This window comes from Shewanella sp. SM68, from assembly GCF_025653925.1.
Lineage (GTDB): Bacteria > Pseudomonadota > Gammaproteobacteria > Enterobacterales > Shewanellaceae > Shewanella > Shewanella oncorhynchi.
The window spans coordinates 300789-321496 of sequence record NZ_JAKKRU010000003.1; the positions used below are offsets into that span (position 1 = coordinate 300789).

At 42.9% G+C, this 20708-nt stretch carries 17 protein-coding genes; 15 read left to right on the forward strand and 2 right to left on the reverse strand.

What is annotated here, in order from left to right; translation table 11 throughout:
- Positions 1–595 precede the first annotated feature (595 nt).
- The 7 genes from L5M40_RS06870 to L5M40_RS06900 all read left to right on the forward strand — a co-directional run bounded on the left by L5M40_RS06870 (position 596) and on the right by L5M40_RS06900 (position 9675).
- Positions 596–3574, forward strand: a complete 2979-nt coding sequence (locus tag L5M40_RS06870) for a TonB-dependent receptor domain-containing protein (protein WP_173245588.1) — start codon at positions 596–598, stop codon at positions 3572–3574.
- A gap of 1146 nt (positions 3575–4720) precedes the next feature.
- Complete coding sequence (locus L5M40_RS06875) at positions 4721–5503, forward strand: DUF3450 domain-containing protein (RefSeq protein ID WP_263175947.1); 783 nt, start codon at positions 4721–4723, stop codon at positions 5501–5503.
- Positions 5503–6858 carry a MotA/TolQ/ExbB proton channel family protein gene (locus L5M40_RS06880; RefSeq protein ID WP_168823674.1) on the forward strand — a complete coding sequence of 452 codons (1356 nt, stop codon included), beginning with the start codon at positions 5503–5505 and terminating at the stop codon, positions 6856–6858. Before L5M40_RS06875 ends, L5M40_RS06880 begins: the two co-directional genes overlap by 1 nt.
- Positions 6858–7385, forward strand: a complete 528-nt coding sequence (locus tag L5M40_RS06885) for a MotA/TolQ/ExbB proton channel family protein (RefSeq protein WP_081729046.1) — start codon at positions 6858–6860, stop codon at positions 7383–7385. The genes L5M40_RS06880 and L5M40_RS06885 overlap by 1 nt, the downstream gene beginning before the upstream one ends.
- Before the next feature lie 13 nt (positions 7386–7398).
- A complete protein-coding gene (locus L5M40_RS06890; RefSeq protein ID WP_037428129.1) occupies positions 7399–7803 on the forward strand; it encodes an ExbD/TolR family protein in 405 nt (134 codons plus the stop codon).
- Position 7804: 1 nt separating this feature from the next.
- Positions 7805–8428 carry an energy transducer TonB gene (locus L5M40_RS06895; protein WP_131524316.1) on the forward strand — a complete coding sequence of 208 codons (624 nt, stop codon included), beginning with the start codon at positions 7805–7807 and terminating at the stop codon, positions 8426–8428.
- Positions 8428–9675: a tetratricopeptide repeat protein gene (locus L5M40_RS06900; RefSeq protein ID WP_131524317.1), complete on the forward strand. Its 1248-nt coding sequence runs from the start codon at positions 8428–8430 to the stop codon at positions 9673–9675. Before L5M40_RS06895 ends, L5M40_RS06900 begins: the two co-directional genes overlap by 1 nt.
- 71 nt (positions 9676–9746) lie before the next feature.
- On the opposite strand, the gene L5M40_RS06905 is transcribed toward L5M40_RS06900, so the two are convergent.
- On the reverse strand, positions 9747–10256 hold the full coding sequence (locus tag L5M40_RS06905) for a diguanylate cyclase domain-containing protein (protein WP_028760435.1): 510 nt from the start codon (positions 10254–10256) through the stop codon (positions 9747–9749).
- Positions 10257–10335: 79 nt separating this feature from the next.
- Between L5M40_RS06905 and L5M40_RS06910 the strand changes: the two genes are divergently transcribed.
- The 5 genes from L5M40_RS06910 to L5M40_RS06930 all read left to right on the forward strand — a co-directional run bounded on the left by L5M40_RS06910 (position 10336) and on the right by L5M40_RS06930 (position 13964).
- Entirely contained in the window at positions 10336–12165 is a 1830-nt protein-coding gene (locus L5M40_RS06910) for a DUF885 domain-containing protein (RefSeq protein WP_173496515.1), read from the forward strand.
- Positions 12166–12336: 171 nt separating this feature from the next.
- Entirely contained in the window at positions 12337–12615 is a 279-nt protein-coding gene (locus L5M40_RS06915; RefSeq protein ID WP_028760433.1) for a peptidylprolyl isomerase, read from the forward strand.
- Between the two features lie 83 nt (positions 12616–12698).
- On the forward strand, positions 12699–13235 hold the full coding sequence (locus L5M40_RS06920) for a GNAT family N-acetyltransferase (RefSeq protein WP_263175945.1): 537 nt from the start codon (positions 12699–12701) through the stop codon (positions 13233–13235).
- A 74-nt stretch (positions 13236–13309) separates the two neighbouring features.
- Positions 13310–13540: an RNA-binding S4 domain-containing protein gene (locus L5M40_RS06925; RefSeq protein ID WP_028760431.1), complete on the forward strand. Its 231-nt coding sequence runs from the start codon at positions 13310–13312 to the stop codon at positions 13538–13540.
- Positions 13541–13562: 22 nt separating this feature from the next.
- Positions 13563–13964 (forward strand): ribonuclease E inhibitor RraB, encoded by a 402-nt coding sequence (locus L5M40_RS06930; RefSeq protein WP_028760430.1) that lies wholly within the window; start codon positions 13563–13565, stop codon positions 13962–13964.
- A 152-nt stretch (positions 13965–14116) separates the two neighbouring features.
- Here the strand turns inward: L5M40_RS06930 and L5M40_RS06935 are convergent, their stop codons facing one another.
- A complete protein-coding gene (locus tag L5M40_RS06935) occupies positions 14117–15004 on the reverse strand; it encodes a LysR family transcriptional regulator (RefSeq protein ID WP_263256448.1) in 888 nt (295 codons plus the stop codon).
- A 156-nt stretch (positions 15005–15160) separates the two neighbouring features.
- On the opposite strand from L5M40_RS06935, the gene L5M40_RS06940 reads away from it, so the two are divergent.
- The 3 genes from L5M40_RS06940 to L5M40_RS06950 all read left to right on the forward strand — a co-directional run bounded on the left by L5M40_RS06940 (position 15161) and on the right by L5M40_RS06950 (position 20516).
- The gene (locus L5M40_RS06940) at positions 15161–15934 is read left to right on the forward strand and encodes a TSUP family transporter (protein WP_028760428.1); all 774 of its coding nucleotides are present in this window, start codon (positions 15161–15163) and stop codon (positions 15932–15934) included.
- Between the two features lie 383 nt (positions 15935–16317).
- Entirely contained in the window at positions 16318–17463 is a 1146-nt protein-coding gene (locus tag L5M40_RS06945; RefSeq protein ID WP_173245580.1) for an exonuclease SbcCD subunit D, read from the forward strand.
- Positions 17460–20516: an AAA family ATPase gene (locus tag L5M40_RS06950; RefSeq protein WP_263175941.1), complete on the forward strand. Its 3057-nt coding sequence runs from the start codon at positions 17460–17462 to the stop codon at positions 20514–20516. Before L5M40_RS06945 ends, L5M40_RS06950 begins: the two co-directional genes overlap by 4 nt.
- Positions 20517–20708: the final 192 nt, after the last annotated feature.

Genomic DNA, 20708 nt, shown 5'->3' on the forward strand with positions numbered 1-20708 from the left:
ATTTTCAGAACTCGTCAGTTCTGCCCGCACACGTAAACTATCATAGACATCTTTGGTCATTGTTCTTATTGGCAATCAAGGACAAGTCAAATCCAGTCAAATGTCGGTATTAAAATCACTTTGGTTAAAAGTGCATGTTTAAGCAGAACTGAGGTTGTTTGTTGAAAATTATTCCCATGTTGTAATGATCCCCCCCATTTTGTTGAACAAAATTTAGCCATAAAATGTCAGGTTTTTTGAGCACTTATACTTAAAAGTGATTTTAAGTGTTAATTTTTTGCAAGTATTTATGTTTGAGTTGTTTTTCAATTTGATAATGGGGAACTCTCCATCACTATGAAATAAGTGCTTAAATTTCATTGATTTATGATTTTTATTCAATTCGACACTAGACAAAGCTTATGGCTAATCATCAGCTTTAAACTATTCACAAACGCCGATTGCTGTGTTATTTCCGTTTCAATTGTTGATTAAGTGTTTTAAATGTGATTTTATTGGGCTGATTTAGATTGTTGTGTTGCGTTTTCGTGTGACCCGTCGTGTGATGACGATGGGAATATTATAATAAAGACATACTTATATAGGGAGATTGACAATGTATAAGAACAGCTTTTTAAGCCATTCAATAAAGTACGCATTAGTTGGTAGTGCAGCTGTTGCTGCTCTAAGCACATTTTCTGTTGCTGCAGCAGAAGGTGATGCAGTTGTTGCGGAAAAAACAATTGAGAAAATTGAAGTAACAGGATCTCGCATTCGTTCAACAGACTTGCAAGGTTTCTCACCTGTGCAGGTTATTGGCGCAGATGAGATTGACACTTCGAGTGTTGCTAACGTTCAAGAATTGCTGCTTAAAAATCCAGCATTTGGTGCCCCCGCGCTTAGCCGTACTAACTCTAACTTTTTAACCTCAGGTTCTGGTGTTTCCACTGTTGATTTACGTAATCTTGGGAGTGAGCGAACTTTAGTTCTAGTTAATGGACGTCGTTTTGTTTCAGGTGTACCAGGTGATACTGCTGTTGACTTAAATACAATTCCAACTCAATTTATTGAGCGTGTTGAGATTATGACGGGCGGCGCTTCAGCCGTTTATGGTTCAGACGCTGTGGCTGGCGTAGTTAACATCATCTATAAAAAAGAATTTGAAGGTATTGAATTTGATGTTCAAAAAGGTCAAAGCGCCGAAGGTGATAGCGAAGATGATCAAATTCAATTTACTATGGGTACATCATCTGCTAACGGTAAAGGTAACATCATGGTGCATGGTGCTTACACTAACCAAGGTGCCGTCTACTCACGCGATCGTGATCGCTCGGCAATCGATCAAATATCTTTAGGTGCTGCAGTAACGGGTCTGCCTGAAGATATGTTTACGCCGATGCAACCATTTTACTCAAGTTTTGCACCACAAGGCCGTTTTGTTGCAGGTGGTAAGCCATATACTTATGATAAGAACGGTAACTTTATCTCTGGTTTCTCAACCAATGGAACAGATACCCGTGAAGCTGATGGCTATAACCGCAACGCTATCCGTACAATTGCGGTACCGACGGAGCGCTACCTTTTTGCAGCGACAGGTAAGTATGAGTTTGCAGATGGATGGAACGCTACACTTGAAGGAACCTATGCATCAACTCAAACACAGAGCCAGTTAGAACCCTTTGCACTGTCTTCGGTTGATGTTTTTAAAGGCTCTGGTGGACAGCTTCCTGTTGAGTTTGAACAATTTATTGAAAGTGCGACTAATCCCGGTGAATATGAACGTACTTTAGTACGTAACTCTGTGATACCTGATGAGCTTTATAACTTAGCTACAGATACAAATGGTGATGGTTTAAAGGATATCTCTTTTACTCGCCGTATGTCTGATATAGCTAACCGTGGTAGCAGAGCTGACCGTGATACTTTCCGTATTATGACAGGTATTGATGGCGAATTAACTGACGGATGGTTTTTAGATACTTATTTCTCATACGGTCAAAGTAAAGAAGGACAAACTGGTACAGGCCAAGTTAACGTTCTGAATTTTAAATCAGCGCTAGAAGCTGTTACTGATGAGTTTGGTAATAAAGTATGCCGTGATGCTACAGCTCGCGCTCAAGGTTGTGTGCCGATTAATATATTTGGTGCTGGTACTGTGTCACCAGAAGCGGCTAATTATGTGAATGCACCTAGCTCATTAAACACACTTGCAACACAAACTGTTGCAGGTATGAGTGTTTCTGGTGATGTCTTTGAATTACCAGCTGGTTTCGTCGGTGTTGCGGTGGGTGCCGAGTATCGTGAGGAATATGCTCGTAGTGAATTTGATGCGTTACAACAAGCTGGCTTAAATGCGGGTAATGCTATACCAAGCACTGAGGGCGAGTTTGATGTGATGGAATATTTCACTGAGGTGAATGTGCCATTGATTGCTGATGCATTTATGGCTAAGCAGTTAAATTTACGTGGTGCAGTACGTTTCTCAGATTATTCTACCGTTGGTAATACTGAAAGCTGGAACGTTGCTCTTGACTGGGCACCTATTGATGAACTTCGTTTTAGGGCTATTCGTGCTTTATCAACGAGGGCTCCAAATATTGGTGAGTTGTATTCACCACCAAGCCAAACTTTTCCAACTGGCTTGACAGATCCATGTCAGGGTGTTACTGCAACGACAACAGGTGCGCAAGCTGAAGCATGTCGCACTGATGCTGGTGTGATGGCGAATATCGCAGCAAATGGAGCATTTACTTTAAATCAGTCAGATATTCAAGGTGTGAGTGGTTATAATCGTGGTAATCCAGATTTAGACGCTGAAAAAGGTAAGTCATGGACCTTTGGTGTAACCTATTCACCAGATGGTATTGCAGTGTTAGAGGACTTTGATTTTAATATCGATTATTTCGACATTGAAATCGAAGACGCTATAGTTAGTACTGGCCGCCAGTATATTTTGGACCAATGTTACGGAGGTAATGCTGCATTATGTAGTTTTATTACCCGTCGACAAGCACCTGAAGGCCCAAACAGTGCTGGTTCTTTAGAGTATATTGACTCTGCTGTAACCAACAGTGGTGGTTACGTTACATCTGGTATTGACTATGTCATAACTTACGCAAAAGATTTAGAAGATTATGGTTTAGTCGGCCAAACAAATGCGCGTTTAGCATATACCCATGTGATTAAAGGTTATGAAATACCGTTGCCAGGTGCTGAGCCTGATAACTTTAATGGGGAAATTGATGCCCCTCAAGATAAGTTCTACTTATCATTGGGCTATGAAATTGGTGATTTCAACATCGCTTGGAATACAACTTATATCGGTGAGTCATTCTTAGATGATGGTTTCTTATCTGGCTATGACTTAGCTCCTGAGTCTGTTGGTGTTGGTTCTGTTACTTACCATGACTTAAATGTAGCATATCGCCCATTTGATATGGCCGAGTTTTATGTTGGTATTAATAACTTATTCGACCAAGATCCCCCACCAATTATCAGTGGATTGCCAGGTAGTAGCACTGGTGTAGAAACTGCAGCGAGTACTTATGATCCAATTGGTCGTCGTTACTATGCGGGTGTAAGATTTAAGTTTTAAGTTTTAGTTGGTATAAAGCCCTCTGGATGTTTAGAGGGCTTTTTTCATATTTACGGTATCTAATTTGGTTTTGTCTGCTAGCGGGTTAGTTAACATCAGTTATAAATGAGTATTGTCTTTTCTAGTTGATTGATTTTTATGCTCATCTTTTTAGCCTGGAAGGCATAAGCAACTGGACCTTTGATGAAATTCACTAAAACTCAGGCAACTACGTCGCCTTAGATGTACTATCTGAGAAATATTTTTCAGTTAATCAAAAACTTTATTGATCATAAATCGGTTACGCAACATCAAGTCCAAGCATTCTTATCCTGAGTTTAATTTAGTTAAGTTATTAAAAGCGATGACAGTTGTTTGAATTAGCTGTTAAACAGAGACTTATGGCGCTAAGGTTGTTCATAACAGTTTAAGAATGCCGGTATCGCTGGTGAATTAAGGAAGTGCTTCGGGCAGATAAATTCAGTTAAATAGGTTTTGAAATTGCTATATTCAGACTGATGTAAGGCCACAGCTAGGGAGTGATGACTTTATTGCAATTGGATTTTGTTCGCTTTTATCCGCAGTTCGGATGAGTCAAATTAATGAAAGCTTCCTCTAAATTATCCATTCTAAATTCTTCTACTATTAACATTCCTCGAAAAAACGGGGTCTTCGATTTCTTTAATATTGTTTCATCCCTAATCCTTAAGTAAATTTTTATTGAGAGGAGTAGGATATGAGTAAAGAACATCTACTTGAGTCGCCATTATGTTAAAAAATGTTAATTTTAATAAACAGGATACACAAAGTTGGTCGTTAGCTATCGTTATGATTTTATAGGTTTTAAATTAATTTATTATTTTTTGGAACAAAAAGTAATAACCCTAAAGATTCATTTTTGTCTAAAAAAACACCTTTCGTAAAAAATTTCATTATTAGCGCTTCTTTACACTAGTTTTTAGTCGTCTGAAATGTTGACACAGGTCAACATTTTGTGAAATGATGCCAGCGGGTCTATGCCTGTAAGGGCGTAGGAAAGGGAAGAAAAAACTAAGAATCACAAGAGAAAGACGAACTTACAGAAATTTTTTCGGCAAGTATTTATTCCTTGTCGTTATGTTGCTGGTAAGTTAAACCTTTTTATTCACTTCAAATTGGTTGGGAACTATGTCCAAGGTAAGCAATAGAACAAAAATCGCTACTGCACTTGTTGGCGTGCTGGCATTAGCGAGCAGCAACTTAGTAGTTGCAGATCCTCTTACCGACGTGCAGAAAGCGGATAGTATGATCCATGCTGATGCTGCTGCGTCGCAAAAGAACGTTGATAAGTATTTCGATCAAGCACAAGACATGCTTTTTGAGTATGGTTCTGTCGCAGATGAGCGCGAATCACTGAAATCATATAACGATTACGTTGCAAGCTTAGTCGCTGATCAACAAAAGACAATGGATTCAGTGCAGGGTGACATCAATGGTGTTGATAAACTTCGCCAAGGTGTTGTGCCATTAATGTTTAAAATGGTTGAATCATTAGAACAGTTTGTTCAATTAGATTTACCTTTTAATTCTGAAATACGTACTAATCGTGTTAATGAGCTGAAAAGACTCCTTAATACTGCCGAAGTCACACTAGCAGAAAAATACCGTCTAATTCTTGATGCTTATAGTATTGAGCGCGAATATGGTAGTGCTGTTGCCGTTAACCAAGGTAAGTTAAACCTAGATGGTAAAGAAGTGTTGGTTGACTTCTTTAACTTAGGTCGTGTTGCTCTTTATGCACAGAGTTTAGATCAAAAGACTGGCTGGATGTACAACCCAGAATCTAAGGGTTGGGATAAGTTAGATGACAGCTATTTGCGTGAACTGACCAAAGGTATCCGCATTGCCCGTAAACAAGGCGCTCTAGATCTATTCGCGTTACCAATTCCTGCTGCGGAGACTGCACAATAATGAAGAAGTTAATTACTACAGCTGTGTTGGCTGCAAGTTTCTCTTTAACTGCTGGTATGGCGAGCGCTGCTGATGCGCCTAAGTCAATTGACCAATTATTGCAACAAGTTAAAGTTGAACGCGCTGCAGAAGGTAAAGTCAACAGCAAGCGTGAGCAAGAGTTCCAAGCAGAGCGTGGCGATAAGGCCGCTTTACTGCAAAAAGAAAAAAATGCGTTGGCTGCTGAAAAGCAACGTGGTAAAGATTTGAACCAAGCGTTTTTAGATAACGAGCGTAAAATTGCTCAGTTAGAAGAAGATCTAAAAACGGCTCAAGGTGACTTGGGTGAGATGTTTGGTGTAGTTAAAGGTGAAGCTGGCGATTTCGCAGGTAAACTGGCAAGTTCAAACATCAGTGCTCAATTTCCAAATCGCGATAAATTTATTGCTGATTTAGGTGCCCGTAAGCAATTACCAAAAATTGAAGAGTTAGAACAATTCTGGCAAGAGCAGCTATTTGAAATGGCGCAATCTGGCAAAGTGGTTAAGTTTGAAGGTTCTGTTACCGAAATTGATGGTAGCGTGAAAACAACGACTATTCATCGTATTGGTGCTTATAACTTAACGGCTGATGGTAAATATATTGTATATAACCCTGAATTAGGTTTAGTACAACAGCTGTCTCAACAACCTGAAGGCTACCAAGTTAGCGCAGTTGCTAAATGGGAAGAAACGGCTTCTGGTACAGCACCTTTCTATATTGACCCTGCTCGTGGCGTACTGTTAAACATATTTACTAACAAAGCTAGCATGGAAGATCGTATCGAGTCAGGCGGTACCATTGGCTATATTATTCTGATATTACTTGCAATTGGTTTATTAATTGCGGTTGAGCGTTTCATTGTGCTGGCAGCTATCGGTGCAAAAGTTAAACGCCAAGCTAAAAATGTTGATAATCCAGGTAACAATGCCCTTGGTCGTATCTTGAAGGTTTACCATGAAAACAAAGATGTTGATGTTGAAACATTAGAGTTGAAGTTGGATGAAGCTATTCTGAAAGAAACGCCTGCATTAGAAGCTCGAATTTCAATTTTGAAAGTCATTGCAGCTATCGGCCCAATGTTAGGTCTGCTAGGTACAGTAACAGGTATGATTGCGACCTTCCAAAGTATCCAACTGTTCGGTACTGGTGATCCAAAACTGATGGCGGGTGGTATCTCTATGGCTCTGGTTACTACAGTGCAAGGTCTAGTTGCGGCTCTGCCTCTGATGTTACTACATGCAATACTCGTTGCGCGTAGCAAATCAATCACCCAAATTTTGGAAGAGCAAAGTGCCGGCATTATCGCCGCACATGCTGAGAAGAGGGCTAACTAATGATGCTATACCTGATGGACATATGGGATTCCGTCAGGGGCTTCATGGCCGCTGGAGGAAACGTCCTTTGGTTGGTTGCGTTTGTATTGTTCTTAATGTGGGTATTGATGCTTGAGCGTTATTGGTATCTTAATTGGATATCACCAAAGCAACATAAAGCTATCATATCTGCGTGGGATTCTAGAGAGGAAACCACCTCTTGGTACGCACACCGTATCCGTGAAGCTTGGCTGTCCCAAGCGAAGCAAGATTTGAATGCACGTATGCTGATGATTAAAACCTTAGTAGCTATTTGTCCTATGATAGGTTTGTTAGGTACCGTAACCGGTATGATTTCAGTGTTTGATGTGATGGCAGTTCAGGGGACGAGTAATGCTCGTTTAATGGCGGCTGGTATTTCAATGGCGACTATGCCCACGATGGCGGGGATGGTTGCAGCATTATCGGGAGTATTCTTTAGTACTCGTCTGGATGTAAAAATGAAAATCAGTTTAGAAAAGCTAAAAGACAGCATGCCGCACCACTAGAGAGAGATTGAACATGGCACGTAAAAAGCATTCCAGTGTAGACGAGGAAGCGCAAATTGATATGACACCGATGCTCGACATCGTGTTTATCATGTTGATCTTCTTCATTGTAACAACGTCATTTGTGAAACCTTCTGGTTTGGATTATAACAAACCAAAAGCTTCGCAAGCGACTTCAAAGCCTTCGGCTAACATCTTTATCGGCGTCAGTAAAACAGGCGTGATCATGATGGAAAACCGTCAGGTTGATATCGAACGTGTAACGGCAAACGTTGAGCGCATGCTGGCTGAAGCTCCTGAAGCTGCGGTATTGATTCAGGCTGATAAAGACGCAATGCACGGCTTAGTTGTTAAAGTTCTAGACCAAGTCAAAGCGGCTGGTATAGATAAAATTTCGGTATCTGCGGGGAACGATTAATATGCTAAGAGCACTAGTATCGATCATTATTGGTGCTGCTGTGACTTTTGGTCTGTTCGCTTTTATGGCGTTCTTGGTCGGTGGCGGCGCACAGCGCGGCGAAACATCGGCCGAGACCCCTGTAATTGAAATCACTATGGATAGACAGGATTCAAAAGCACAGAATAAGCCAAGGGTAGTGCCTAAGCCGCCACCACCGCCAGAACAGCCACAGAAGCCTGAGGCAACGCCGCCAGAATCTTCGAGCAATATTGACACAGCAATGTCGTTCAATATGGGTGGTGTAGAAGCTGGAGGTCCAAGTACCGGTTTTAAATTAGGCAATATGATGACTCGCGATGGTGATGCTACACCTATCGTTCGTATCGAACCTCAGTATCCAATTGCTGCGGCGCGTGATGGTAAAGAAGGTTGGGTACAACTTCGTTTTACCATTAACGAACTCGGTGGTATCGACGACGTTGAAGTTATTCAAGCAGAACCAAAACGCTTATTTGATAAAGAAGCTATTCGTGCACTGAAGAAGTGGAAGTACAAGCCTAAGATTGTTGATGGCAAGCCATTGAAACAACCTGGTATGACAGTACAACTAGACTTCACCTTAGATAAAGGAGGCAACCAATAATGCGTAATGTTAATAAAATCGCAGTTCTATTATTGCTTTCTGTTTGTGGAGGTTCATTAACTCTTTCATCTGCAGTCGCAGAAGAAAAGTGTGCTATCGACAAACGTCAATCTAAAGCCGTGGGCGAAGGTGCGGCGAAGAAAGTTCAGAAGTCATTTGAAGCTTATACCAATGGTCAGGTCGATGAAGCTATTGCTATTTTGCTAGAGGCAAATGCCAAGAACGACTTCGATAAAGCCTATGTTGCACGTATGTTGGGTAACTTTTATGCCGAGAAAGGCAAAATGGATACCGCGATCAAGTACCTAAAACAAGCTGTTGAAGCTGATATTTTAGGTGGTACAGATCATGCTGCAACTATGCGTCTTTATGCTGATTTGCTATTACAAGAGAAAAAGTTTAAGGAAGCGATTCCTTATTATTACAAGTGGATGGAATTTACTTGTAAATCCGATTCTCAAATGTATCGCCGTATTGGTATTGCGCATTCAGAACTTAAACAGTGGGATAAAGTGATTGAAGTGGCCGACAAAGGTCTTTCATTAGCTGAAGCTCCTGACAAAGGTCTGTATCAAATGAAACTGACAGCTTACTTCAATCAGAAGAAGTACAAGAAAGCTGTTGGCGTGTTAGAAGTCATGGTGCCTTTATTCCCAGATGATGGCAGATTGTGGGTTCAATTAGCACAGTTTTATTTGATGGTTGAAGACTACGACAAGTCTCTTGCAACTTACGATTTGGCTTATAGAAATGGTTTCTTAGATAGCGCGGGCAACATTACGCGTTTAGCGCAGTTAATGGCACAAAAAGGTGCTCCTTATCAAGCTGCTAAAATTTATCAGAAACATATGAAATCAGGCATGATCGCTGAGGACGCTAAGTCTTTAGAGATTTTGGCGGGTTTCTATCAAAATGCGAAAGAGTTTAAGCAAGCTGCTGAGTATTACGGTAAAGCTGCAGCCATCACCAATGATGGCAAGACTTACTTGAAACAAGGTCGCTTATTAAACTTGAATGAACAATATACAGCAGCGATCCCTGTACTTGAAAAAGCCATATCAATGGGTATTGATCATCCTGGTGAAGCAAACTTCGAATTAGCTTTGGCTCATTTAAGTTTGAAACAGTATAAGTCGGCTTATAACCGTGCAGTGTTAGCTGCTAATGATAAGAAGACACAGAAGAGTGCAAATAGCTATATCTCTTATATTAAAGAGAAAGCACGTATGCATAATGTCACACTGTAATTACTTCGCAGTTTAGTGTTTGAATCGAAAAGCCCCGCAAGGGGCTTTTTCTTTGGTATCAATAAACCTATTTACTGTAAGCGGATTAAAGCTTGGGATTGATCATGATTTTTTTCAAGCTGTTGTGAAAGTTGGCTGACATTACTGAAGAGTGACTCTATTTTACTTTCCTGTGTAGGTAGGCAAATACAGGCAGCCAGTTTATAGTCGATTGTCAGTTTATGATGTTTACCAAAATCTTGGTTAAAGTCAGATATTTGCTGTTCTATTCGCTTTAACACTACTTCCGTTCCCACCTCATCTATATTGAACAAACCCAACGCAAAGTGATTGTGATCTAGCCTAGCAATCATATCTGTTGCTCTTAATAGCGCTTCTTGCACTTGTTTAGTAAAGAATTCGAGTAAATGGGGTTGTTTGACGGTTTCATGAATGTGAGGGCACAGATACAATAGTGCCAAGCTTTGGTGGTCTCTCATGTGACGATGCCATTCTCGGTTGAATACTTCCATGAAATAGGTTTGGTTATAGACTCCAGTTTCAGGATCCCTGAAACCTGAGTTGCGGAACGAATAGATCATAGATTAACTCCGATAGCAGACCTTGAACTAAGTATAGAAACAGTTCTGCAATAGCGGGCCAAAAAGGAGAAATATTAAAATGAAATTGGGTTTATTGGCAGGTTCGATAGCGTTAATCTTCACCCTTCAAGGTTGTTCTAAACCTGAAGTCACTGCAGTTCAAGAAAATAGCTCGGCTAATATGACAGCAGTGCAGGGCGAAACACAAACGGCCGAGCAGCGTTATTTAGCGCTTGTGGATGCTTATTTTAAAGATTACCTAAAGCTTGAGCCCATCTACGCCACTTTTGTCGGCGTTAATGACTATAACGCCGATTTCGGCGGAGATTTAACTGAGGATTACCTTAAGGCCCGTCATGATCTTAACACTCACTATTTAGCTCAGGTGCGTGCGATAGATCCAAAGCAACTGCCTGCGGATCTACAGTTGAGTTATGACCTGTTCGTCTATGACCGTGATATGGCGTTAGTGGACGAAACTTTCCCTTCACGCTTTATGCCGATAAGCCAGTTCTATAGCACTGTCATTACTATGGTGCAGCTGGGAAGTGGCGAAAGTGCACAACCTTTTAAGACTGTCCAAGATTATCGTAATTGGGAACAGAGAGTCGATGGTTTCATCAAGTGGGTCGCACTTGCTGAAAATCGTATGAATCAAGGTATTGAAAGTAAAGTGGTACTACCTCGAGTGTTGGTAGAGCGCATTATTCCTCAGTTAGATGCTATGTTAACGACGGATGCGACTCAGAGTATTTTTTACTCGCCAATCCAGCATTTCCCCGAGAGTTTTTCAGAGCAAGATAAAGCGGAATTGACCACCCGTTATCAAGCTATGATAGCCGAACGTATCGTGCCAGCGTTAACGAACTTACGCGATTATTTTAAGCAAACCTATTTACCTAAATCGCGGGCGACTGATGGTTGGTCAGGTTTGCCTAACGGTAAAGCTTGGTATCAGCATCTGGCGAACTCACATACGACCACCACGATGTCTGTGGATGAAATTCATCAAATTGGTTTAAGTGAAGTGGCGCGAATTTTATCTGAGATGGATAAGGTGCGTGAGCAGGTCGGTTTTAAGGGCGATTTGAAGGCGTTTTTTGCGTCTTTATCTTCAGAGCCGCAGTATTTCTATAGCGATCGCCAAGGTTTGATTGATGGTTATATGGTGTTGAAAGATAAAATCAATCATGTCTTACCTAACTACTTTAATGTGATGCCAAAGGCTGATTACGTGGTTAAGCCGGTTGAAAGTTTTAGAGAACAATCAGCAGCGGGAGCCTCTTATGAAGCGCCAGCGGTGGATGGCAGCCGTCCAGGGGTGTTTTATATCAACACTTATAACCTCAAAGCACAGCCTAAGTGGGGGATGACGACTTTATCTTTGCACGAGGCCGCTCCTGGGCATCACTTCCAAATCGCGATCAAACAAGAGCTGACTGGTGTGCCTGAGTTCCAGCGTTTTAGCGGTTATACCGCTTTCGAGGAAGGTTGGGCACTTTATGCTGAATACTTAGGTATTGAGATGGGGCTATTTACCGATCCTTACCAGTATTTTGGTAAGCTTTCCGATGAAATGCTGCGTGCAATGCGCTTAGTGGTTGATACTGGCCTTCATTCTAAAGGTTGGAGTCGTGAACAGGCGATTCAGTACATGAAAGACAACTCGCCTATGGCTGAGAGTGACATAGTCGCTGAAGTGGAGCGCTATATGGCGATCCCTGGTCAAGCTTTGTCTTACAAGGTCGGTCAGTTGAAGATTTTGGCACTGCGTGCCCGCGCAGAAAAAGCCTTGGGTGATAAATTTGATTTAAAAGCATTCCACGATCAAATCCTCACTTCAGGTTCATTACCCATGGCGGTCATGGAAAACAAGATCGATCGTTGGATTGCGTCGAAACAAGCTTAGCCGTGTAAGGTGCCGTTACTTGACTTTGTTGTCAGTGACGGCATTTTAAGACTTTTTTATTCAACAGAAAGTTTTTATACTGTTGATTCAAAACCTGTTAAAACGAATGTTTTAGTGGGAACTCAATGATATTTGGGGCAAATGTCTCATGATCCTTACAGGAGTTTTACTATGGTCCAGGCAACAGCAAGACATTTGTTAGTCAGCAGTGAAGAGCAGTGTCAAGCGCTGAAACAGCAAATAATGGAAGGCGCAGATTTTGCTCAAATTGCTCGCGCGCACTCTTCTTGCCCATCAGGAGCCCAAGGCGGCGAATTGGGGTCATTTGGTCCTGGCATGATGGTCAGAGAGTTTGATGAAGTGGTTTTTAGTGCACCATTAAATGAAGTACAAGGCCCCGTGAAAACGCAATTTGGCTTTCATTTACTTGAAGTGACCAGTCGCGCGTAAGTTTTACTGCTTATCTAATGCAGCTTGTTTGATACGGCAGCGTTTGCTGCCGTTTTGTTTTATATGCTCATCACGGAGTCACTATGCTGGAACTCTACACTGATAGATTGAAACTCAGGAGCTTACAAGATAGTGATTGGGAACATTTTTATGCACTGCATAACGATCCTGAGATTAATCGTTTTGTACGCGTTCCAGAGTCGCAAGAGGTGATCCGCAGTAAATTTCAGCAGCGTTCCGATACTTGGTTCTACGGTTCTGGCGATTGGCTGACCTTAGTGATTGAGACAGTTGATACTGGGCAGTTTATCGGTTTAATGGGCCTTTATTGTCAAAGTTTCGAGGAACAGCGTGCCGAAGTGGGTTATTTACTGGCGGCAGAGGGCCACGGTAAAGGTTATGCGACTGAGAGCTTAATGGCGGTCATTGATTGGGCCTGTTTAAGTTTTAATGTACATAAATTTGTTGGGCATTGTGCTAAAGATAATCACGCATCGGCACGAGTACTCGAAAAGTGTGGTTTTCGGCTTGAAGGTTTGCTCAGGCAGCAATTCAAAATAGGTGAAAACTGGCTCGATGAATCAGCCTTTGGCCTACTCGCCGATGAAAGACGTCTCTAGCCAAATTATCTTCAGCGAATTTTGTACTGTGCTGGTATAATGCCGCAGGTTTATTTTTAGAAGGCGTGTATTAAGTGGCGCAAATTAATCAATTGGCTTTGCATTCTGGCGAAGATTTCATTGAATTGTACAAAGTATTAAAAGTGCAAGGCATGAGCAATGCGGGTGGTGAAGCCAAACATTTTATCGACGAAGGTCAAGTCACTGTGAATGGTGAAGTTGAAACTCGTAAACGTAAAAAAATTATCGCGGGCGACATCGTCAGCTTTAATGGTGAATCAGTTCAAATCATTGCGGCAGAATAAGCCTGAAACAGTGGAGCAAGAAATGCAATTTCCAGATGATGACAATGGTAAAATGCTGGCCGCAATGGCTGAAGCGGGAATCGATTTAACTAAAGAGTTAGATGTTGATTTCTTTTTGGTTTTTGATGACCAACGCGATGCTGAAACTGCGTTAGAAGAATTAACAAATTCTGACTTGGAAGGCGAGCTTGAGCTGAATCTGAATGATGAGCTTGGTAAGTGGGAAATCATTGTTTGTCTCAATATGGTGCCTGAGTACGATACATTGGTTGAACAAGAAGTCATGCTAAATGATTTTGCTGCCGAATTCGGCGGCATGACCGACGGTTGGGGCGTAATGCAACATCAAGACGGTGACGATGAGTTTATGGACGATGATGACCATGACCATGACCATGTTCACGGTGAGCATTGCAATCACTAATTCTGATGCGCTTTAAGCCTGAATCTAATAAACCACCTTTTGGGTGGTTTTTTATTGGTGTTTTTCTGCGCTCAGTTAGTGATCTCAATAGCCTCGTTTGGCATTTATAGCGTTATTGTGCCTCGCTTGAACTGAGATACGTTTAATGCAGATTAATGACGATAGGGCGCAAAAATCTCTAATAACCAGTCGATAAAAGCTTGAGCTTTTAACGGCAGGCTTGGGGATTTTGGGGTGAGTAAATAATATCGATAGGGACTGGTGAAGGGGGCGTCGAAGGGGATGACTAAGCTGCCGTTTGCCAGTTGTTCTTCGATGAAGAATCGCGGAATAAGTGCTGCGCCCATGCCACTCGCAGCCGCTTGACTCAACATATAAAAATGCTCGACACCAAAGGTTTGTGCTTGGGTGAGTGTTAAACCCACCTTTTCCGCCCAATACTCCCAAAGTTCGGGTCTTGTGGTGTGTTTCAGTAACGTGACGTGATTAATGTCCTCGATATTTTGCAGTTTAGGCGCTAACGAAGGCGCGCAAACTAAGCATAAATCCTCATCCATCAGCTTGATATAATTCGCGCCCTTAGGGATGACTGTGCTACTACGGATCGCAATATCATAACGACCTTGGCTAAAATCCACGGCAAAGTCGCCAATGGATAAGTCGACATACAAGTGTGGATGGCGGGATTTAAACTGCTCCATTCTTGGAATGAGCCAATTGATGGTTAAGCTTGGCAGCACATTGATGGCTAAGGTTTGTGGCTTAGTGGGATGACGGCGCAAGTCACTTGTAGCACTAGATAGTGTTTGCAGAGCGGCTTGAACATGGGGTAAGTAGCGTTTGGCTTCATCGGTTAAACCGACTTTTTTGTGTAAGCGTACAAAGAGCGCAAAACCTAAATAATCCTCCAATACTCTGATTTGTTTGCTGACTGCGCCATGGGTGACATGCAACTCCTTGCTGGCTAATGTCATGCTCTGTAAACGTGCTGCGGCTTCGAAGGCACGGAGAGAATTGAGGGGCGGTAGTTCGGCAAACATTTTATTTCCTACTGCTGGAAAATCAGAACAGGACTCGGGATTTTGTGTGAGTTTATCTCACGCTGTGCCGACAATAACTCCTTTGCGTTTATTTGGCAAACGCAGTCTAATGTTCGGCAATCACTCTCTTTTTTATCAGAAGAATAATAAATCATCATGGAATTTGAACTGACTCTACAAATCGCAGCGATACTTTTTGCCGTCGCTATGGTGGCTGGTTTTATTGACTCAATCGCCGGTGGCGGAGGCTTGCTGACCATTCCTGCACTTATGTGGGCAGGCTTGCCGCCTGCGGTTGCCTTAGGGACAAATAAGCTGCAGGCCTGTGGCGGCAGTTTTTTTGCGAGTTTGTACTTTGTCCGTAAAGGGCTGGTTGATCTTAAATCCGTTAAGTTAGCTTTGATTTGTGCATTTATCGGTGCGGCATTGGGTACGATTCTAGTTCAACTCGTCGATACTGAAGTGCTGGAGTTGATGTTACCTTTTTTGATTTTGGCTATTGGTTGTTACTTTTTATTTTCGAAAAAGATTTCTGAAGATGATAAACATCAAGTGCTGACTCCTACCGCATTTGCCTTTACTGCAGCATTGGGCGTGGGATTATACGATGGCTTTTTTGGCCCTGGCACTGGGAGTTTTTTTGCGCTGGCCTTTGTATCGCTAGCGGGGTTTGGTTTGGCGAAGGCAACTGCCCACGCAAAACTACTTAATTTCTCCACTAACATTGCTTCGCTGATCTTCTTTGCCTTGGGCGGAAAAGTGATTTGGTTATTAGGATTAGTCATGCTGGCAGGGCAAGCGATTGGTGCAACCTTGGGTTCTCGTCTCGTGGTCACTAAAGGTACAAAGATTATTAAGCCGTTGGTGGTGACTATGTCCCTTGCTATGAGTTTTAAACTTTTGGCGAGCCAATATAATTTATTTTCGTAAACTATTTGATATTAAGCATTTTATAAAACTCACTCATCAATAGACGCTCTTTAAGCTGCGCATGAGTGTATCTTGGTGGCGTCCATCTTGGCTCAAAAGTTAAGCTGAGGTGGATATCACCCAAAAGATCCGCCAAATGACGACTTAAAACGTCTCATCCTACTTTGAGTTAGGTGTACTCTTTCAAGTTTTTTGAATAGTATTACCTGTCATTTTTAATACACTTTTTAGGCTTCTTATTGTTTTGGTGTGTATTTTAAATATTGTGTACATATTTAATCCGATTGATTTAAGTGCAGTGTCTATCTTGCCAGTCTTATTTTGCATCGACGGGCGGCATGTGCGCTCGGGTTTAGCGCCACCACTTCTTTAAAAGAGCGATTATGAAATTTATCCACACCTCGGACTGGCACATAGGTCGTCAATTACACAATCAATCACTACTGGATGATCAAGCCTTTGTGCTCGAGCAAATTATTGCTCTAGCGGATGAACACAAGGTGGATGCCGTGATTGTGGCGGGGGATATTTATGACAGATCGATTCCGCCTGCGAATGCGGTTGCGCTGTTAGATGATGTGCTTAACCGCTTAGTGCATGATTTAGGCCTGCAAGTCATTATAATTGCAGGTAACCACGATGGTCACGAGCGCTTAGGTTTTGCAGCAAAACAAATGGCGGCAAGTGGGTTACATATTATTGGCCCTTTGAGTGCTGATATTTATCCCATTACTTTGTCGAGTTCAAGCGGTGATGCGGTGTTTTATGCCTTGCCCTATGCCGAACCTGCCACAGTGCGCCAAGTTTTTGAGTGTGAGGCGGCAAGCCATGAGGCCGCAATGACGCTATTGCTTGAACAAGTACGCCAGCACGATAGCCAAGGTTTGCCGAAAGTGGTGATAAGCCATTGTTTTTTGGATGGTGGTAGCGAGTCAGAATCTGAGCGACCACTGAGCATTGGTGGCGCTGATAAAATATCGCCAACGCTATTTACTGAGTTTGATTATGTCGCCCTTGGGCATTTGCACGGACCGCAATACAAAGGTGCAGAGCATGTGCGCTACTCAGGATCGATTTTGAAGTATTCCTTTAGCGAACAACATCAACATAAGTCGGTGACCTTAGTCGAACTTAGCGCGCAAACGCCGATTAAAATTAGTTTATTGCCATTAACGTCAATACGCGATGTCCGCATCTTAGAAGGGGAGTTAGCCACATTACTCGCCCAAGGTAAAACGGATATCAAGCGTGAGGACTACCTTATGGTCAGACTTCTTGATAAACATGCCATTTTAGATGCTATGGGAAAATTGAGAGCCGTTTACCCTAATGTGCTGCATTTAGAGCGGACTGGTCTGATGGCGGGGCAGCAACAAGTCACCTTGAGCCGAGATCATATCAAAAAAGGCGAGATGGACATGTTCCGTGACTTTTTCTCTCAAGTGTCCGGCGAGTCATTAACACAAGCACAGCAAGCCGTGATGGATGAACTCCTGACTAAGCTACACAATGAGGAGCGCCAAGCATGAGACCACTTAGCCTTTCCATGTCAGCCTTTGGCCCCTTTGCATCGACTCAAGAACTTGATTTTACGGCCTTAGGGACTAATCCGTTGTTTTTGATTAATGGACCCACTGGTGCGGGTAAGACGACCTTGCTCGATGGTATTTGCTTTGCCCTCTATGGCAAAACCACTGGTAATGAGCGTGAAGGCAGCCAGATGCGCTGCGATATGGCCGATGATAGTCTGCTAACAGAAGTCACTTTTAGTTTTCAGTTGGGTAATAGCAGTTATCGTATTCGCCGTGTGCCAGAGCAAGACAGGGTTAAAAAAAGCGGTGACGGCTCAACGGTGCAGAAGCCCGAAGCTCAGTTATATAAGATAGACGCCGAGGATAATGAAAGTTTGCTTGTTGCGAGCAAAGTCTCTGAGGCAACTGCTGAGATTGAAGCTTTAACTGGCCTCGATGTGGAGCAGTTTCGCCAAGTGATGGTGTTGCCACAGGGAAAGTTTCGCGAATTGTTAATGGCAGATTCTAAAGCCAGAGAACTGATATTTAGTCAGCTATTTCAAACGCATATATATCGACGTATTGAAGATTCCTTAAAAAATAAGGCTGCAGATATCCGCGCCTTAGTAAAAGATCAACGCAGTCGCCGTGATGGCATTTTACAAAGTGCGGGTTTAGCATCCGATGACGATCTTAGCTGTGAATTAGCCAAGCTCACGCCAGAACTTGAAACTGCCCAAAGTGCGAAAGAACAAGCATTACAGCAGCAACAATGGGTGATAAAAACCAGCGATGCCGCCCAGCATTTATTGGCCGAATTTGTGCAGTTTGATGCCTTAACTCAAACGGTTGCTGCGCTTGATGCACAGCAAGAAAACATGGCTGCGGAAACCTACAAACTGAATTTGGCTAAACAGGCGCAGCACTTGGCACCCATGCTTGAGGTGTTTGTGGCCCGTGAGCAGGAAGCCAAGGCGGCAAGTCTTTCCCTTGAACATGCGAAAACAGCATTAATCAATGCTAAACAAGCCTTCTATAACGCAGAGCTTAAGGCCGCTGATTTGCCCGTGTTGGAAGCGTCGTTACTCGAACAGGAACAGGTCAAACAGCAACTGAATGCCTTAGGGCCGCAGCTCAGGGAATTGGATAGGCTTAATAAAACCCTTGAACAAGAGCAAGCGCAGCTCATTAGCGCGAAAACACAACTTCAGAACAGCAAAAATGAGTTAACCACCGTAGTCCAAAAACGCCGTGAATTGGAATCTGCTCTGCCGCAACTACAGGCCAACAGCGAAACTCGCCTCTCATTGCAACAAGCGCATCAGCAGCAACAGCAGTTATTATCTACCTATCAGCAATGGCAACAAGTGGCGGCAAGGGTATCGTCGACACAGGCAAAACTTGTTGAGGCTAAAGTCAAAGGGCAACAACTCAGTGCTCAGCATCAGCAAGCACAGGTTGTATATAAAGCCTTATTGTTGACTTGGCATCAAGGACAGGCCGCTATTTTAGCGCGGCAATTACAGCAAGATGAACCTTGCCCTGTTTGTGGCAGCCAAACACATCCACAGCCAGCACAAAGCCAAGAGCCACTCCCAAGTGATGAAGCGCTGCAATTAGCACTTGAGGCTGAAACGAATGCTCAAGAAATCCTGAGCAAAGCCAGAGCGGAATATCGTGGGCTACAAACGCAGTTAGAAACCTTGCAACAGCAAGCACAAGATCTCGCGGTCCAATTGGGCACTGCGGTTGATATTCCTTTAGACGAACATACACATACCTTGTCGCAATACGCTTTCTCACTCACTCAAGCGGAGCAAGCCCATCAGCAGTTACAGCTGTTACAGCAAGAGATTGCATTGTTGCACGCACAGGAAACGCATCTACAACAAAAGCTAGAGCAAGGACAAACACACGACAGTGCACTGCAATCTAAAGTGGATATATTGCAGGGGCAGTTAGCGCACATGCAGCAAAGTGTTCCATCTGCGCTTGTAACGCTTGAGGCCTTAACTGCAGCAATCGCGCAAAATCAGCAAAGTATCAGCCAAATTAAGCAACAGATCACTAGTGTTAGGGATCTCCAACAACAGACTGGCCAATCTTTTGTTGCGGCTAAAGCGGCACTTAATGGTGCTGAAAATGCTGCTGAGGCGGCATTAGCCCAGCAAACGCGTGCACAGCAGCAACTCAATCAGCAATTAGTCGCAGCAGGTTTTGCCGATCAACAGGCCTTATTTGAGGCCATGCTGGATGAAGAACAACAGCGTGCATTAGCCAGCGAAATTGAGGCTTACCAGCAGCGCAGTGCTTTGACCAAGGCACAGTGCGAGCAGTTAGCGCTTAAGCTTAAGGATAAAGTACTACCCGATAGCATTAAGCTGGCTGCTGAGCTTGAGTTCGCGCAGCAAGCATTACACGCTGCCGAGCAGGCATGGCAGTTGCTTCACACTCGCACAGTATTACTGATGCAAACCCAAACCCAGCTGAGTATTGCCGATGCAAAAGCTAAGGTTTTGGAAGATGAATATGCGGTTATCGGCACCCTTGCAGATGTCGCTAATGGAAATACAGGTAATAAGATCAGTCTGCAACGTTTTGTGTTAAGCGTACTGCTTGACGATGTGTTGTTAGAGGCAAGCCACAGGCTACACCTAATGAGCAAAGGGCGTTATCGTTTACTACGTAAGGAAGATAGGGCCAAGGGCAACAAAGCTTCTGGGCTCGAATTAGAAGTAGAAGATGCTTATACCTCCAAAGTGCGTCCTGTGGCTACCTTAAGCGGTGGTGAAAGTTTTATGGCAGCATTATCTATGGCGTTAGGCCTATCAGATGTAGTGCAAGCCTATGCAGGTGGTATTAAACTCGATACTTTATTTATCGATGAAGGCTTTGGCAGTTTAGATCAAGATTCTTTAGAACTGGCCATTCGGACCCTGATGGATTTGCAATCCTCTGGCCGCATGATAGGGGTGATCTCGCACGTGTCGGAAATGAAAGAGCAGATAAATACCCGCATCGACATCAATAAAACCTCACATGGGAGCGAAATGACGATAGTTTTGCCTTAGTTGCTCTTTCTCACAGAGTGCGATAAATAACAAATTGTTTTATAAGTGTTATTTATTGTATCTCCAGTGTGTTTAACATTCGGATAATACACGCAAAGTGAGTTGGAAATGCCAACTAGCGCATGTTTTTCATTAATGGTGCAACAAAAGAGTGAAATAGCGTTTGTCATAATCGGTTTTTTGATATAAGTT

What these genes read in the sequence shown, in the direction of transcription:
- L5M40_RS06905 (WP_028760435.1), bottom strand. Translation starts at nt 10,256, where the DNA reads ATGATCTATTCGTTCCGCAACTCAGGTTTCAGGGATCCTGAAACTGGA.
- L5M40_RS06890 (WP_037428129.1), top strand. Translation starts at nt 7,399, where the DNA reads ATGGCACGTAAAAAGCATTCCAGTGTAGACGAGGAAGCGCAAATTGAT.
- L5M40_RS06885 (WP_081729046.1), top strand. Translation starts at nt 6,858, where the DNA reads ATGATGCTATACCTGATGGACATATGGGATTCCGTCAGGGGCTTCATG.
- L5M40_RS06940 (WP_028760428.1), top strand. Translation starts at nt 15,161, where the DNA reads ATGGAATTTGAACTGACTCTACAAATCGCAGCGATACTTTTTGCCGTC.
- L5M40_RS06915 (WP_028760433.1), top strand. Translation starts at nt 12,337, where the DNA reads ATGGTCCAGGCAACAGCAAGACATTTGTTAGTCAGCAGTGAAGAGCAG.
- L5M40_RS06880 (WP_168823674.1), top strand. Translation starts at nt 5,503, where the DNA reads ATGAAGAAGTTAATTACTACAGCTGTGTTGGCTGCAAGTTTCTCTTTA.
- L5M40_RS06900 (WP_131524317.1), top strand. Translation starts at nt 8,428, where the DNA reads ATGCGTAATGTTAATAAAATCGCAGTTCTATTATTGCTTTCTGTTTGT.
- L5M40_RS06875 (WP_263175947.1), top strand. Translation starts at nt 4,721, where the DNA reads ATGTCCAAGGTAAGCAATAGAACAAAAATCGCTACTGCACTTGTTGGC.
- L5M40_RS06910 (WP_173496515.1), top strand. Translation starts at nt 10,336, where the DNA reads ATGAAATTGGGTTTATTGGCAGGTTCGATAGCGTTAATCTTCACCCTT.
- L5M40_RS06920 (WP_263175945.1), top strand. Translation starts at nt 12,699, where the DNA reads ATGCTGGAACTCTACACTGATAGATTGAAACTCAGGAGCTTACAAGAT.
- L5M40_RS06870 (WP_173245588.1), top strand. Translation starts at nt 596, where the DNA reads ATGTATAAGAACAGCTTTTTAAGCCATTCAATAAAGTACGCATTAGTT.
- L5M40_RS06945 (WP_173245580.1), top strand. Translation starts at nt 16,318, where the DNA reads ATGAAATTTATCCACACCTCGGACTGGCACATAGGTCGTCAATTACAC.
- L5M40_RS06930 (WP_028760430.1), top strand. Translation starts at nt 13,563, where the DNA reads ATGCAATTTCCAGATGATGACAATGGTAAAATGCTGGCCGCAATGGCT.
- L5M40_RS06950 (WP_263175941.1), top strand. Translation starts at nt 17,460, where the DNA reads ATGAGACCACTTAGCCTTTCCATGTCAGCCTTTGGCCCCTTTGCATCG.
- L5M40_RS06895 (WP_131524316.1), top strand. Translation starts at nt 7,805, where the DNA reads ATGCTAAGAGCACTAGTATCGATCATTATTGGTGCTGCTGTGACTTTT.
- L5M40_RS06935 (WP_263256448.1), bottom strand. Translation starts at nt 15,004, where the DNA reads ATGTTTGCCGAACTACCGCCCCTCAATTCTCTCCGTGCCTTCGAAGCC.